Annotated in this window: 12 protein-coding genes; 2 read left to right on the top strand and 10 right to left on the bottom strand. The window is 70.2% G+C overall.

What is annotated here, in order from left to right; genetic code table 11:
• Nucleotides 1–103: 103 nt before the first annotated feature.
• Together ACM2XV_RS06655 and ACM2XV_RS06650 are read right to left on the bottom strand one after the other, a co-directional pair.
• The gene (locus ACM2XV_RS06655; protein ID WP_487026356.1) at nt 104–763 is read right to left on the bottom strand and encodes a histidine phosphatase family protein; all 660 of its coding nucleotides are present in this window, start codon (nt 761–763) and stop codon (nt 104–106) included.
• A gap of 10 nt (nt 764–773) precedes the next feature.
• Nucleotides 774–1205 carry a VOC family protein gene (locus ACM2XV_RS06650; RefSeq protein ID WP_487026355.1) on the bottom strand — a complete coding sequence of 144 codons (432 nt, stop codon included), beginning with the start codon at nt 1203–1205 and terminating at the stop codon, nt 774–776.
• A 61-nt stretch (nt 1206–1266) separates the two neighbouring features.
• On the opposite strand from ACM2XV_RS06650, the gene ACM2XV_RS06645 reads away from it, so the two are divergent.
• Together ACM2XV_RS06645 and ACM2XV_RS06640 are read left to right on the top strand one after the other, a co-directional pair.
• Nucleotides 1267–2154 carry an EamA family transporter gene (locus ACM2XV_RS06645; protein WP_344777881.1) on the top strand — a complete coding sequence of 296 codons (888 nt, stop codon included), beginning with the start codon at nt 1267–1269 and terminating at the stop codon, nt 2152–2154.
• Between the two features lie 9 nt (nt 2155–2163).
• The gene (locus tag ACM2XV_RS06640; protein WP_487026354.1) at nt 2164–2664 is read left to right on the top strand and encodes a phosphoribosyltransferase family protein; all 501 of its coding nucleotides are present in this window, start codon (nt 2164–2166) and stop codon (nt 2662–2664) included.
• Here the strand turns inward: ACM2XV_RS06640 and pyk are convergent.
• The 8 genes from pyk to ACM2XV_RS06600 form a co-directional block, all read right to left on the bottom strand.
• The gene (gene pyk / locus ACM2XV_RS06635; protein WP_344777877.1) at nt 2628–4073 is read right to left on the bottom strand and encodes a pyruvate kinase; all 1446 of its coding nucleotides are present in this window, start codon (nt 4071–4073) and stop codon (nt 2628–2630) included. The two genes, ACM2XV_RS06640 and pyk, sit on opposite strands and share 37 nt — an antisense overlap.
• Nucleotides 4074–4138: 65 nt before the next feature.
• A complete protein-coding gene (locus ACM2XV_RS06630) occupies nt 4139–5596 on the bottom strand; it encodes a glutamate synthase subunit beta (RefSeq protein ID WP_487026353.1) in 1458 nt (485 codons plus the stop codon).
• Nucleotides 5589–10178, bottom strand: a complete 4590-nt coding sequence (gene gltB, locus ACM2XV_RS06625) for a glutamate synthase large subunit (protein ID WP_487026352.1) — start codon at nt 10176–10178, stop codon at nt 5589–5591. Before gltB ends, ACM2XV_RS06630 begins: the two co-directional genes overlap by 8 nt.
• A gap of 180 nt (nt 10179–10358) precedes the next feature.
• Nucleotides 10359–11342, bottom strand: coding sequence for a prolipoprotein diacylglyceryl transferase (lgt, locus tag ACM2XV_RS06620; protein ID WP_487026357.1), 984 nt, complete (start codon nt 11340–11342; stop codon nt 10359–10361).
• Nucleotides 11343–11421: 79 nt separating this feature from the next.
• Nucleotides 11422–12222 carry a tryptophan synthase subunit alpha gene (trpA, locus tag ACM2XV_RS06615; protein WP_344777871.1) on the bottom strand — a complete coding sequence of 267 codons (801 nt, stop codon included), beginning with the start codon at nt 12220–12222 and terminating at the stop codon, nt 11422–11424.
• Nucleotides 12219–13433, bottom strand: a complete 1215-nt coding sequence (trpB, locus tag ACM2XV_RS06610; RefSeq protein WP_487026351.1) for a tryptophan synthase subunit beta — start codon at nt 13431–13433, stop codon at nt 12219–12221. Before trpB ends, trpA begins: the two co-directional genes overlap by 4 nt.
• Nucleotides 13434–13449: 16 nt before the next feature.
• Nucleotides 13450–14229, bottom strand: coding sequence for an indole-3-glycerol phosphate synthase TrpC (gene trpC, locus ACM2XV_RS06605; protein WP_344778422.1), 780 nt, complete (start codon nt 14227–14229; stop codon nt 13450–13452).
• A 5-nt stretch (nt 14230–14234) separates the two neighbouring features.
• On the bottom strand, nt 14235–14480 hold the full coding sequence (locus ACM2XV_RS06600; protein ID WP_344777867.1) for a DUF6704 family protein: 246 nt from the start codon (nt 14478–14480) through the stop codon (nt 14235–14237).
• Between the last annotated feature and the right edge of the window lie 151 nt (nt 14481–14631).

Here is a 14631-nt window from a genome sequence, read left to right as displayed (position 1 = left end):
TGTCGAGCACCTCGTCGGGCACCCAGCTCGCCCCGGCCGGCCAGAGCTCGCGCCCGACGCGTCGCCCCTCGGCCGCGGGGTCGATCTGCCCGCCCGCCATGGTTCAGCCGACGCGTTCGCCGGTCGGGTCGGGTGCCTGGACATCGGCGAGCTCTGCACCGCCGACGGGCGTGTTCGCCCAGCTGATCAGACGCCAGCCGCGCTCGACCGAGCCCTCGAGCACCGCGACACCGGTGTTGTCGATCGGATTGCGCAGGGTGAACTCGCCGCTCACGTTCAGCGCGCGGGCCCCGACCCACGCGCGGATCGCCGCGCCATGGCTGAACACCGCCGCGGTGTCGTCGTGCGCGCGGGCGATCTCGGCGACCGCCGCATCGAAGCGGCCGAAGAAGTCGTGACCGTCGAACGCCCCCGGCATGCGCGCGTCGAGCTCGCCGGTGCCCCACTTGATGATCGTGTCGAGGTAGGCCTTCACCGACGCCTCGTCGCTCTTCGCCTCGAGCTCGCCGGCCTCGATCTCATGCAGCCCGTCGTGGACCACCACGTCGAGCCCGCGCGCCGCCGAGAGCGGTGCCGCGGTGAGCTGCGTGCGCACGAGCCGCGACGCGTAGATGCCCTGCAGGTTCTCATCGCGCAGAGCGTCGGGAACCGCTCTGGCCTGCTGCTGCCCCAGCTCGGTCAGGCCCGGGCCGGGGGCGGCGGTGTCGAGCTCGCCGAGAACGTTGGCGGGGGTCTGACCATGACGGATGAGGAGCAGGCGCACCCTCTCGACGCTAGCCGACGAAGATGCAGAACGGATGCCCCGCCGGGTCGGTGAAGACGAAGAGCGGCTCGTCGGGGTCGTCGAAGCGGTCGCGCAGCAGCGTCGCGCCGAGCTCGAGCGCCCGCGCCTTCTGCCGTTGCAGCTCGGCCGCAGAGCCGACCGCGAAGTCGAGGTGCAGCTGCTGCGGCACAGGGCCCTCTGGCCAGGTGGGCGGGTCGAGCTTCTCGACCTGCTGGAAGGAGAGCCGGAACGCCCCGCCCGGCTCGCGCAGCCGCAGCCAGTCGGCGTCGTCGGGCCTGCCGTCTGCGGGCGGCTCGTCGCCCGGGAAGTAGGAGTAGCCGAGCAACTCGCGGTAGAACTCGGCCAGCCGGCGCGCGTCGGTGGTGTCGAGCACGGTCGCCACGATCTTCGGGAAGACGGTCTGCGGATCTGCGATGTCCATGCGGAAAGTGAAGCAGCGGCCACCGACATCCGCACCGCCCTTGCGCACCTAGTGTGGAGGGATGACCGCACCCCGCCGCCTGTGGAGCGGCGCTGCGGTGCAGCTCGGCAGCCTCGTGAGCGTCAACTTCGGCTCCGCGGTCGCCGGCCTGCTCATTCCCACCGTCGGCGTGGTGCCGGTCGTGGCCGCGCGCCAGCTCGTCACGGTGGCGACCCTCGCGCCGTTCTGGCGCCCGCGCCGCGCGGAGCTCGGCTGGCGGCGGCTGTGGCCCGCCGTCGTGCTCGGCCTCGCCCTGCTCGGCATGAACCTCACGTTCTACGTGGCGGTGCACCTTCTCGGCCTCGGCGTCGCGGCGGTGATCGAGTACCTGGGTCCGTTCGCCCTCGCCGTGATCGGCTCGCGTCGGCTGATCGACGGGCTGTGCGCCGTCGCCGCCGCGGGCGGCGTGGTGCTGCTGTCTGAGGCATCCGGCGAGCTGAATGCGCTGGGCCTCGTGTGCGCGCTGCTCGCCGCCGCGTTCTGGGCGGCGTACATCCTGTTCTCGCGCCGCGTCGCCCTCGGCCTGCCGGGGCTCGAGGGCATCACGGTCGCGAGCATCGTGACGACCGTCGTCTCGGTGCCGGTCGCGCTCGCGACCATCGCCTGGCAGAGCGTGACGGTGAGCGACTGGCTGCGCCTGCTCGCGCTCGGGGTGCTGTCGAGCGCGGTGCCGTACAGCCTCGACACCTTCGTGCTGCGCCGCCTGACGCCGCGTGTCTACGGCGTCGTGACCGCGTTCGGCCCGGCGGTCGCCGCGGTGTTCGGCTGGCTCGTGCTGAGCGAGAGCTTCACCCTCGCCATGATCGCCGGCATCGCCCTCGTGATCGCCAGTTCGGCCGTCGCGATCTTGAGCCATCGCGAACCGGATTCACAGGCGGGCGCCGTCGCAGCAGAGGCGGGACCCGCGTAGCCTGCCACCGTGCTGTTCCGCGACCGCAATGAGGCGGGCGAGCTGCTCGCCGACGTGCTGCTGAATCTGAGGGGGTTCCGACCTCTGGTGCTCGGTGTTCCCGCTGGCGGCGTGCTGATCGCGCGCGTCGTGGCCGAGCGGCTGGGCGCACCTCTTGGGGAGGTGATGCCCGAGGGATGCGTCGTCGACGGCGATGTCGCCGGAAGGACCGTCATCGTCGTGGACGAGGGCATCGACACGGGAGCGACGATGCGCGCCGCCCTCGAGACGGTCGGGGCGGCAGGCGCGGCCCGCGTCGTCGCCGCGGTTCCGGTCGCGCCGCAGGGGCACAGCCTGGGCCGGCTCGCAGCGGATCTCTACGCGATAGCGCGGCCCGCACCTCTCACGAGCATCCGGCGCTGGTACCGCGAGCTGCCGGAGGTGTCGGAAGACGAGGTGCGGGCCGCGCTCGGCCGCGGATCGCGGCGCGACGGTCAGGACTGGGCGTACGCCGGGGCGACCTCGTTGTGAGCGTGGCCGACGGTGTAGACGCGCATGTCGTTCGTCGTGCCGGGCAGTCCGGGAGGGGACCCGGAGATGACGACGACCTTCTCGCCGTAGGTCGCGAGACCCTCGCCGAGCAGCACGTCGTCGACCTGGCGGAAGTACTCGTCGGTGTAGGTCACGGGCTGGACGAGCGACGACTGGATGCCCCACACGAGCGCCATGCGACGGCGGGTCGCCTCGTCGGTCGCGAACGCCCGCATCGGGATGGCGTGACGCAGGCGCGACATGCGGCGTGCGGTGTCGCCCGACTCGGTGAAGATGCAGACGAACTTCGCGCCGACGAACTCGGCGACATCGGCAGCGGCGAGGGTGATCGCGCCGCCCTGGGTGCGCGGCGTCGTGCCGAGCGGGGGAACCCGCTCGAGGCCGTGCTCTTCGGTCGACTCGATGATGCGCGCCATGGTCTGCACGGTGATGGTCGGGAACTCACCGACACTGGTCTCACCCGAGAGCATGACGGCGTCTGCACCGTCGAGGATCGCGTTCGCGCAGTCGGATGCCTCGGCGCGCGTCGGGCGCGGGCTCGAGATCATCGACTCGAGCACCTGGGTCGCGACGATGACCGGCTTGGCCATGCGGCGCGCGAGCTCGACGGCGCGCTTCTGCACGATCGGCACCTGCTCGAGCGGCAGCTCGACGCCGAGGTCGCCGCGGGCGACCATGATCGCGTCGAACGCGTCGATGATCTCTTCGAGGGCGTCGACGGCCTGCGGCTTCTCGATCTTGGCGATGACGGGGACCTTGCGGCCCTCTTCCGCCATGATCTCGTGCACGCGGTCGATGTCCTTGGCGTTGCGCACGAACGACAGGGCGATGTAGTCGGCGCCGAGGCGAAGACCCCAGCGCAGGTCGGCCTCGTCCTTCTCGCTGAGCGCCGGAACGTTCACGGCGACTCCGGGCAGGTTGATGCCCTTGTTGTTGGAGACCGCGCCGGGCACGGTGACCTCGGTCGTGACGCGCGGGCCGTCGACCGACACGACGCGCAGGCCGACCTTGCCGTCGTCGATCAGCAGCGGGTCGCCGGGCTTCACGTCGTCGGGAAGCCCCTTGAACGTGGTTCCCGAGATCTGCTGGTTGCCGACGATCTCTTCCGTGGTGATCGTGAAGGTGTCGCCCTCGCGGAGCTCGTAGGGGCCGGCCTCGAACTTGCCGAGGCGGATCTTCGGGCCCTGCAGGTCGACCATGACGGCGACGGGCTTGCCGAGGTCGTCTGCGGCCTTGCGCACGTTCGCGTACACGCCCTCATGGACGTCGTAGCTGCCGTGGCTGAGGTTCATTCGAGCGACGTCGACACCCGCCTCGATGATGGCGCGGATGGCTTCGTAGCTCGACGTTGCAGGGCCGAGAGTGGCGACGATCTTGGCACGTCTCATGTGATGTTCCGTGTTCAGCTTTCTGGTTTCGTAGCGATGCGCCGGCCGACGGGCCGCGAGCGCTGTTAAAGGCTAATGCCTCGCTCGGTCGCCTTGATAGGCGACGGCAGCGCGGTGTCGCCCTCGAGGTAGCGGTCGACGGCCGCCGCCGCCGCGCGCCCCTCGGCGATCGCCCACACGATGAGCGACTGGCCGCGACCCGCGTCGCCTGCGACGAAGACGCCGGGCTCGGCCGTGGCGTAGTCCTCGTCGCGCGCCGCGTTGCCGCGGCCGTCGAAGCGCAGGCCCAGCTGCTCGGAGAGGAACTGCTGCTCGGGCCCGGTGAAGCCGAGCGCGAGCAGGACCAGGTCGGCCGGGATCTCGCGCTCGGTGCCCGACTTCGGCACGCGGCGGCCGTCGACGAACTCGGTCTCGGCGACGCGCAGCGCACGCACCTCGCCCGCCTCGTTGCGCAGGAACTCGACGGTCGAGGCGAGGAACTCGCGCTTGCCGCCCTCTTCGTGGGCGCTCGACACCTCGAACAGCCGCGGGTCGGTCGGCCAGGGCTCGTGCTCGGCACGCTCGAGCGGCGGGCGGGCGCCGATGGCGAGGTTGGTGACCGAGGCCGCACCCTGGCGGTGCGCCGTGCCGATGCAGTCCGCACCGGTGTCGCCGCCGCCGATGACGACGACGTGCTTGCCCTCTGCGGTGATCTGGTTGGCGACGCTGTCGCCCGCGCCCACGCGGTTCTGCTGGGTGAGGTACTCCATCGCGAAGTGCACGCCGGGCAGGTCGCGGCCGGGGATCGGCAGGTCACGCGGCACCATGGCGCCCGTGGCGACGACCACGGCGTCATAGCGCGCGCGCAGGTCGTTCCAGGTGATGTCGGTGCCGATGTCGATGCCCGCGCGGAAACGCGTGCCCTCGGCCGTCATCTGAGCGAGGCGCTGGTCGAGGCGCTTCTTCTCCATCTTGAAGTCGGGGATGCCGTAGCGCAGCAGGCCGCCGATGCGGTCGTCGCGCTCGTAGACCGCGACGGTGTGCCCGGCGCGGGTGAGCTGCTGAGCGGCGGCGAGACCCGCGGGGCCCGAGCCGACGACGGCGACCGTCTTGCCGGTGAGGCGCTGCGGGGGGTGCGGCTCGACCCACCCCTCGTTCCAGGCCTCGTCGATGATCGAGATCTCGACCTGCTTGATGGTCACCGGCGGCTGGTTGATGCCGAGCACGCACGACGACTCGCACGGCGCGGGGCACAGCGTGCCGGTGAACTCGGGGAAGTTGTTGGTCGCGTGCAGGCGCTCGATGGCCTGACGGCCCTCACCGCGCCACGTCAGGTCGTTCCACTCGGGGATGAGGTTGCCGAGCGGGCAGCCGCGGTGGCAGAACGGGATGCCGCAGTCCATGCAGCGCCCGGCCTGCCGACGCAGCTGCGTCGGGTCGCCCTGCTCGTAGACCTCTTTCCAGTCCATGAGCCTCACCGAGACCGGCCGCCGCTTCGGCAGCTCGCGCTCGGTGGTCTTCAGAAAGCCCTTCGGGTCAGCCATTGGTGGCCTCCAAAATCCGCGACCAGACGACGTCTCCGTCGGGGTCGAGTCCCTCGCTGACCGCCTGCTGCCGCGTCTCGAGGACGGCGGCGTAGTCACGGGGCAGCACCTTCACGAACTTGGCGGCGGACGCTTCGAAGTCCGCCAGCAGCGCGGCGGCGAGCGGCGAACCGGTCTCTGCCACGTGCTTCTCGAGCAGATCGCGCAGGATCTCGGCGTCGACGCTCTCGAGCGGGAGCAGCTGCAGCTCGCCGGAGGCGAGGGACTGCGGGTTCACGCGCCCCTCGTGCAGCTGGTAGACGTAGGCGGTTCCGCCGGACATGCCTGCCCCGAGGTTGCGCCCCGTCTCACCGAGGATCACGGCGAGACCGCCGGTCATGTACTCGAGCGCGTGGTCGCCCACGCCCTCGACGACGGCCGTCGCGCCCGAGTTGCGCACGAGGAACCGCTCGCCCACGATGCCGCGGATGAACATGGTGCCCTGTGTCGCGCCGTAGCCGATGACGTTGCCGGCGATGACGTTCTCTTCCGCCGCGAAGCCCGCTGCGGCATCCGGTCGCAGCACGATTTGGCCGCCCGACAGCCCCTTGCCGACGTAGTCGTTCGAGTCGCCGACCAGCCGCAGCGTGATGCCCGCGGGCAGGAAGGCGCCGAACGACTGGCCGGCCGAGCCCGTCAGTGTGACGTCGATCGTGCCGGAGGGCAGGCCGTTCTCTCCGTGGCGCAGGGTCACCTCGTGGCCGAGCATGGTGCCCACGGCGCGCTCGGTGTTGCGGATCGGCAGCTCGAGCTCGACGGGGGTGCCGTTGTTCACGGCATCCGCCGCGGCCTCGATGAGCTTCACGTCGAAGTGCTTGTCGAGCTCGTGGTTCTGCTGCCGGGCGTTCTTGCGCGGCGCGTCGTCGGCGAACTCGGGGCCGTGCAGGATCGGCGACAGGTCGAGCCCCGAGGCCTTCCAGTGCTCGATGGCGCGCTGGGTGTCGAGCATCTCGGCGTGGCCGATCGCCTCGTCGAGCGAGCGGAAGCCCAGCTCGGCGAGATACTCGCGCACCTCCTGCGCGATGAACTCGAAGAAGTTCACCACGAACTCGGGCTTGCCCGTGAAGCGCTCGCGCAGCACGGGGTTCTGCGTCGCGACGCCCACGGGGCAGGTGTCGAGGTGGCAGACGCGCATCATGACGCAGCCCTCGACGACGAGCGGGGCCGTCGCGAAGCCGAACTCCTCGGCGCCGAGCAGCGCGCCGATGACGACGTCGCGGCCCGTCTTGAGCTGGCCGTCGACCTGCACCACCACCCGGTCGCGCATGCCGTTGAGCATGAGCGTCTGCTGGGTCTCGGCCAGGCCGAGCTCCCACGGCGTGCCCGCGTGCTTGAGCGAGTTGAGGGGGCTCGCGCCCGTGCCGCCGTCGTGACCGGAGACGAGGATGACGTCGGAGAGGGCCTTCGCCACCCCGGCGGCCACCGCGCCGATTCCGTTCTCTGACACGAGCTTCGTGTGGATGCGGGCCTTCGGGTTCGCGCGCTTGAGGTCGAAGATCAGCTGCTTGAGGTCCTCGATCGAATAGATGTCGTGGTGCGGCGGCGGCGAGATCAGGCCGACGCCGGCCGTCGCGTGCCGCGTGCGGGCGACCCACGGGTACACCTTCTGCGCCATCAGCTGGCCGCCTTCGCCGGGCTTGGCGCCCTGCGCGAGCTTGATCTGGATGTCGTCGGCGTGCGTCAGGTACATGCTCGTGACGCCGAAGCGGCCCGAGGCGACCTGCTTGATCGCGCTGCGGCGCTCGGGGTCGAGCAGCCGCTCGTTGTCTTCGCCGCCCTCGCCCGTGTTCGACTTCGCGCCGAGGCGGTTCATGGCGATCGCGAGCGTCTCGTGCGCCTCGCGCGAGATCGAGCCGTAGCTCATCGCGCCCGTCGAGAAGCGCTTCACGATCGACTCGACCGGCTCGACCTCGTCGATCGGCACGGCGGGGCGCGTGCCCTTCTTGAACCTGAACATGCCGCGCAGGGTCATGAGCTGCTCGGCCTGGTCGTCGACGAGCTTCGTGTAGTCGCGGAACACGTCGTAGCGGCGGGTGCGGGTCGAGTGCTGCAGGCGGAAGACCGTCTCGGGGTTGAACAGGTGCGGGCTGCCGTCGCGGCGCCACTGGTACTCGCCACCCGTCGCCAGGCGCTCGTGCGCGCGCACGGCGCCCTCTTCCGGGTACGCCTGCTGGTGCCTGCTCAGGTTCTCTGCCGCGATCACGTCGATGCCGACGCCGCCGAGCTTGCTCACGGTTCCCGTGAAGTAGGTGTCGACGAACTCCTGCGAGAGGCCGACGGCCTCGAACGCCTGGGCGCCCGCGTACGACCCGACCGTCGAGATGCCCATCTTCGACATGATCTTCAGCACGCCCTTGCCGAGCGCCTTGATGAGGTTGTAGACGGCCTTCTCGACCGTGATCCCCGTGATCATGCCCGCGTTGACGAGCTCTTCGACCGTCTCCATGGCGAGATACGGATTCACCGCGGAGGCCCCGTAGCCGACGAGCAGCGCCACGTGGTGCACCTCGCGCACGTCGCCCGCCTCCACGACGATGCCGACGCGCATGCGGTTCTCGGTGCGGATCAGGTGGTGGTGCACGGCCGAGACCATGAGCAGCGACGGAATGGGCGCGAGGTCCTTGTTGGAGTCGCGGTCGGACAGGACGATGAACGCCGCCCCGTCTTCGATGGCCTGGTCGACCTCGTCGCACATCGCGGCGAGCCGCTCCTCGAGCGCCTTCTCGCCGGCATCCGGCCGATACAGGCCCTTGATCGTCGTCGTGAGGCGCGAGCCGGGGCGCGGGTCGATGTGCTGGATCTTCGCGAGCTCGTCGTTGTTGATCACCGGGAAGTCGAGGACGACCTGGCGGGCGTGCTGCGGGGTCGCGGTGAGCAGGTTGCGCTCGGGGCCGAGCCCCAGGCGCATCGAGGTGACGACCTCTTCGCGGATGGAGTCGAGCGGCGGGTTGGTCACCTGCGCGAACTGCTGCGTGAAGTAGTCGAAGAGCAGGCGCGGCCGCTTCGAGAGCACGGCGACGGGGGTGTCGCTGCCCATGGCGCCGAGCGGCTCTGCGCCGTTCTTCGCCATCGGCGTGAGCAGGATGCGCACCTCTTCCTCGGTGTAGCCGAAGGTGCGCTGGCGCCGGCGGACGGACGCGGGCGTGTGCACGATGTGCTCGCGCTCGGGCAGGTCGGCGAGGTTGATCGAGTTCTTCAGCCACTCGCCGTACGGCTGCTCAGCCGCGAGCGACGCCTTGATCTCGTCGTCTTCGATGATCCGGCCGGCCTCGGTGTCGACGAGGAACATGCGGCCGGGCCGCAGGCGGCCCTTGCGCACGACCTTCTCGGGCGCGATGTCGAGCACGCCGGTCTCGCTGCCGAGCACGATGAGGCCGTCGTCGGTGACGAGGTACCGCGCCGGGCGCAGCCCGTTGCGGTCGAGGGTGCCGCCGACGAGGGAGCCGTCGGTGAAGACGAGCGCGGCCGGGCCGTCCCACGGCTCCATGAGCGCCGAGTGGTACTCGTAGAACGCCTTGCGCGCCGGGTCGATCTCTGTCGCGTTCTCCCACGCCTCGGGAACCATCATCATGACGGCGTGCGGCAGCGAGCGGCCGGCGAGGTTCAGCAGCTCGAGCACCTCGTCGAAGCTCGCCGAGTCGCTCGCACCGTCGGTGACGATCGGGAACAGCGGGCGCAGGTCGCCGAGCAGCTCGGACTCGAGCTGCGACTGGCGCGCGCGCATCCAGTTGCGGTTGCCCTGCACCGTGTTGATCTCGCCGTTGTGCGCGAGCATGCGGAACGGCTGCGCAAGCGGCCACGACGGGAAGGTGTTGGTCGAGTACCGCGAATGCACGAGGGCGAGCTTCGAGGCGAAGCGCTCGTCGGACAGGTCGGGGTAGAACGGCTCGAGCTGGAGCGTCGTGACCATGCCCTTGTAGACGAGCGTGCGCGCGGAGAGCGACGCGAAGTAGGTGCCGAGCTCGCGCTCCGCCCGCTTGCGCAGACGGAAGGACAGGCGGTCGACCTGGATGCCCGTGCGCACGCTGCCGTCGTCTGCCGGGTGCGTGGCCGTCAGGTAGAGCTGCTCGATGGCCGGCATGGCGCCGCGCGCGAGCGTTCCGATCTCGTCGGGGCGGGTGGGCACCTCGCGCCAGCCGAGCACCGTGAGCTGCTCCTGCGCGGCGATCTTCTCGACGGCGGCCTTTGCGGCGGCGCGCTCGTCGGCGTCGAGCGGCAGGAAGGCGTTGCCGACCGCGTAGCGGCCGACCTCGGGCAGCTCGAACGGCGTGACCGCCCGCAGGAACGCGTCGGGGATCTGGGTGATGATTCCCGCGCCGTCGCCCGTGCCGGCGTCGGAGCCGACCGCGCCGCGGTGCTCGAGGTGACGCAGCGCGTTCAGCGCGTTGTCGATGATGTCGTGGCCGGCGGTGCCGCGCAGCGTCGCCACCATGGCGAGGCCGCAGGCGTCCTTCTCGGAGCTCGGGTCGTACATGCCCTGAGCTGCGGGCACGGAGCTGAAGAACCGGGAGGAAGTGTTCACCGGGGAAGACATGTGCGGCATACGCGCCATTTTCAACCGTCCTCACGTGATTTGGGGAGAGTGACTGGTGGGGACGCCATCGGCCCTACGACGAGTCGGGGGTGTTGGTGCCGTTCCCTGCTGTCGTGGGACGGAGCTGACGCGCGGTTCGGGTGTGCCTGATGTCAGCGGAGCACGGTGCGGATGCCCGCTGGGGGTGCGTTATGAGCCGGATCGGCTTGTGGCCTCGGCGTCGCCCGTGACGATGTCTTCAGCAACAGTGTTGCCAGGCTGCTGATCAGCGCCATCGGACGATTCCGAGTCTACGTCATCGCCACCCGGGGTCCATTCGTAGCCCCGGCGGTAGACGCTGGGCTCGGCCCCGGGGTGCCGGTGGTGCTGCACGGCGATGACCACGATGCCCACGACGATCGCCGCGAACGCGGCCCACACGTTGGTCGGGATGCCGAGGAGGCTGAACTCGCTCGGGTCGATGCGGATGGACTCGAGCCAGCTGCGCCCTGCGCCGTACCAGATGAGGTACATGCCGAAGAAGATGCCCCAGCGCGGCTTGTACTTCCGCTCGATGGCGAGCAGCAGCACGATCCCGACGACGTTCCAGATGATCTCGTAGAGGAAGAGCGGGTGGAACACGGTCCCGTCGGGCAGGCCGGCGGGGTACGCCTTGTTGTCGGGCGAGATCTCGAGGCCCCACGGCATGCGGGTGGGCAGGCCGAACAGCTCGTTGTTGACGTAGTTGCCGAGACGGCCGACCGCCTGCGCGAGCAGCAGGCCCGGCACCAGCGCGTCGGCGAACGACCAGAACCGCAGCTTGTGCTTGGGGGTCACGCAGGCGAGCCACAGGCCGATCGCGCCGCCGATCAGCGAGCCGAAGATCGCGTTGCCGCCGTCCCAGATGGCGAAGACGTTCCACAGGTTGGCGCCCGAGTAGAAGTAGTCGTGCGGGTGCGTGAACACGTGGTAGAACCGGGCCCCGATGATGCCGAGCGGCACCGTCCACAGGACGACATCGAGCACGATGCCGGGCTCGCCGCCGCGCTTCGTCAGGCGCGCGTGCGTCCACCAGGCGGCGACGATGATCCCGGCGAGGATCAGCAGCGCGTACAGGTGGATCGTCAGGGGGCCGATCGTCCACGACTGCCATTGGGCTGTGGGGCTCGGGATGCTCGAGACAAGCGCTTCCAGCAAGGTGATGGTGCCTTCCGTGGGTATCGCGCCCGCTGGGGTGCGGGGCCGGGAGAAGTCTAGGGGGCGAGCTTATGTGCTAACGCGCGGTGCCCGCGGCCAGGGACGAGGCCGCGGCGCGCACACCGGCCACTCCCCCGTCGGCGAGCGACTTGACGAGCATGGCGCCGACGATCGCGCCGTCGGCATACGACAGCACCTCGCTGACCTGCTCGCCCGTCGAGATGCCGATGCCGACGCACACCGAGTCGGCCCCTGCGTCGCGCAGGCGGCCGACGAGGGCGCGTGCGGCGTCGTCGACGGATGCCCGGGCACCGGTCACCCCCATCGTCGACACGGCGTACACGAAGCCGCGCGAGGCCTCTGTCGCCTGCCTCAGGCGCTCGTTGGTCGAGGTGGGCGCGGCGAGGAACACGCGGTCGAGGCCCACCCGGTCGCTCGCCGCGATCCAGTCGGCCGCCGAGTCGGGCGTGATGTCGGGCGTGATCAGCCCGGCCCCGCCGGCCGCGGCCAGCTCGTCGGCGAAGCGCTCGACGCCGAACTGCAGCACGGGGTTCCAATACGTCATGACGAGCGCGGGCGCCGAGACCTGCGACCGGATCTGCCGGACCGCCTCGAAGAGGTGCGGGATCTTGAACCCGTTCGACAGCGACTGCTGCGCTGCGGCCTGGATCACGGTGCCGTCCATGACGGGGTCGGAATAGGGAAGACCGAGCTCGAGGATGTCGACGCCGGACTCGACGAGCGCGACCGCCGCGTCGACGGAGGTCGTCAGGTCGGGGAATCCGATCGGCAGATAGCCGACCAGCGCGCCCTTGCGCGACGTGCGCGCGTCGGCGACCGCCTGCGCGACCGGCGAGGAAGTCGTGGTGTCGCTCATGCCTGTGCGGCTCCTTCGTCCAAGACGCCGAAGTACGCGCCGGCCGTCGCCACGTCTTTGTCGCCGCGCCCCGAGAGGTTCACGAGGATGAGCGCATCGGGGCCGAGCTCGTGCCCGAGCTTGAGCGCGCCGGCGAGGGCGTGGGCCGACTCGATGGCCGGGATGATGCCCTCGGTGCGGCACAGCAGGCGGAAGGCCTGCATGGCCTCGTCGTCGGTGATGTTGCGGTACTCGGCGCGGCCGAGGTCTTTGAGCCACGCGTGCTCGGGGCCGACCCCCGGGTAGTCCAGGCCGGCCGAGATCGAGTGCGATTCGAGGGTCTGCCCGTCCTCGTCCTGCAGGACGTAGGTCTTGTTGCCGTGCAGGATGCCGGGCCGGCCCTCTTCGAGCGTCGCGCCGTGCTTGCCCGACTCGATTCCGTAGCCGCCCGGCTCGAAGCCGTAGAGCTTCACGTCGGTGTCGTCGAGGAAGGCGTGGAAGATGCCGATGGCGTTCGAGCCGCCGCCGACGCACGCGGCGACCGCATCGGGCAGCCGGCCGGTGAGCTCGAGAACCTGGGCGCGCGCCTCTTCGCCGATGATCTTGTGGAAGTCGCGGACCATCGTCGGGAACGGGTGCGGGCCGGCCACCGTGCCGAGCAGGTAGTGCGTCGTCTCGACGTTGGCCACCCAGTCGCGGAACGCCTCGTTGATGGCATCCTTTAGGGTGCGCGAACCGGTCTTCACCGGCACGACCTCTGCGCCGAGGAGGCGCATGCGCGCCACGTTGAGGGCTTGTCTCTCGGTGTCGACCTCGCCCATGTAGATCGTGCACTCCATGCCGAACAGCGCCGCAGCTGTGGCCGTGGCCACGCCGTGCTGACCGGCGCCCGTCTCGGCGATGAGGCGCGTCTTGCCCAGCATCCGCTTCACGAGCAGCGCCTGCCCGAGCACGTTGTTGATCTTGTGGCTGCCCGTGTGGTTCAGATCCTCGCGCTTGAGGACGACCCGCGCGCCGCCGGCATGCGCGGCGAAGCGCGGCACCTCGGTGATGATCGACGGGCGCCCCGAGTAGGTGCGGTGAAGCGCTGCGAGCTCTTCCGCGAAGCCCGGGTCCTGCTGGGAGGCGTGCCACGCGTCGGTCAGCTCGTCGAGTGCGGCGATGAGCGACTCGGGCATGAAGCGCCCGCCGAATGCGCCGAAATCAGGCCCGGCGACGTCGCGGAGGGTCATGTTGCTCCCAACAGGGTTAGACGGAGAGGAACTTCTCGAGCGTGCGGATCGGGTCGCCGTCGGTGACGAGCGCCTCGCCGACCAGCACGACGTCGGCGCCGGCCTCGCGATAGCGGGCGACGTCCTTCCGCTTGAGGACAGCGGATTCCGCGACGCGGATGACGCCGGCGGGGATCCGGTCGGCCACCCGGCCGAACAGGTCCTTGTCGAGGGTGAAGTCGGCGCTGTCGAGGTCGCGCGCGTTCACGCCGACCAGCTGAGCGCCGACCTCGAGGGCACGGTCGATCTCGTCCTCTGAGTGCGTCTCGACCAGTGCGGTCATGCCGAGCTCGCGCGCGAGCTGGTGCAGCTCGGCGAGCTTCTTCTGGCTGAGCGCCGCGACGATGAGCAGCACGATGTCGGCGCCGGCGGCGCGCGCCTCGAGGATCTGGTACTCGGTGGCCATGAAGTCCTTGCGCAGCACCGGGATGCTGACGGCAGCGCGCACGGCCTCGAGGTCGGCGAGCGAGCCCTTGAACTTCCGCTGCTCGGTGAGCACGGAGATGGCGCTCGCGCCGCCCGTCTCGTAGCTCACGGCAAGCTGGGCGGGGTCCGAGATCTCAGACAGGTCGCCGCGCGACGGGCTTGCGCGCTTGACCTCGGCGATGATCTTCACCCGCTCGGCCGGTGCGAGCAGCTCGAGCGCGTCGAGCGCCGGTGTCTGCTCGAGCGCGGCCTTCTCGACCTCGGCCTTGGAGCGCCGCTCTTTGCGGGCGTTCGCATCGGCGACCGAGCCCGCGGTGAGGTCGGCGAGGATGGACACTAGTGGCCCTTGGGCTGGTACTTCTCGCCACCCACGCCGTAGCCGGCCTTCTTCAGGACCCAGCCGACGATGAGGCCGACGACCAGCAGACCGCCCGAGGCGACGACGAGCCACGGCAGGTCGAAGTAGAAGAAGATCGTGCCGAACACGAAGGCGAGCAGCATGATGATCACCGCCGTCCACGCGGCCGGCGAGTGTCCTTCGCCGATCTCCTCGTGCTCGTGGGCGTTGGTCGTGCCGCTCATGTCTCTCCTGCTCTCGAACGTCTCGCGAAAAGTCTAGCTAGTCGGCGGTGGGGTCGTCGCCGCGGGTCAGCTCGTCCCAGTCGTCGACGGCGCTGTCGCCGGGGCGCTCCGCCGGCTTCCTCCGGGCGGCGGGCGCCCTGCCGTCGGCTTC

This window comes from Gryllotalpicola sp. CP2-P1, from assembly GCF_057512245.1.
Note: the sequence above shows the minus strand (reverse complement) of the source record. Positions and strands in the feature narration are given on the sequence as shown.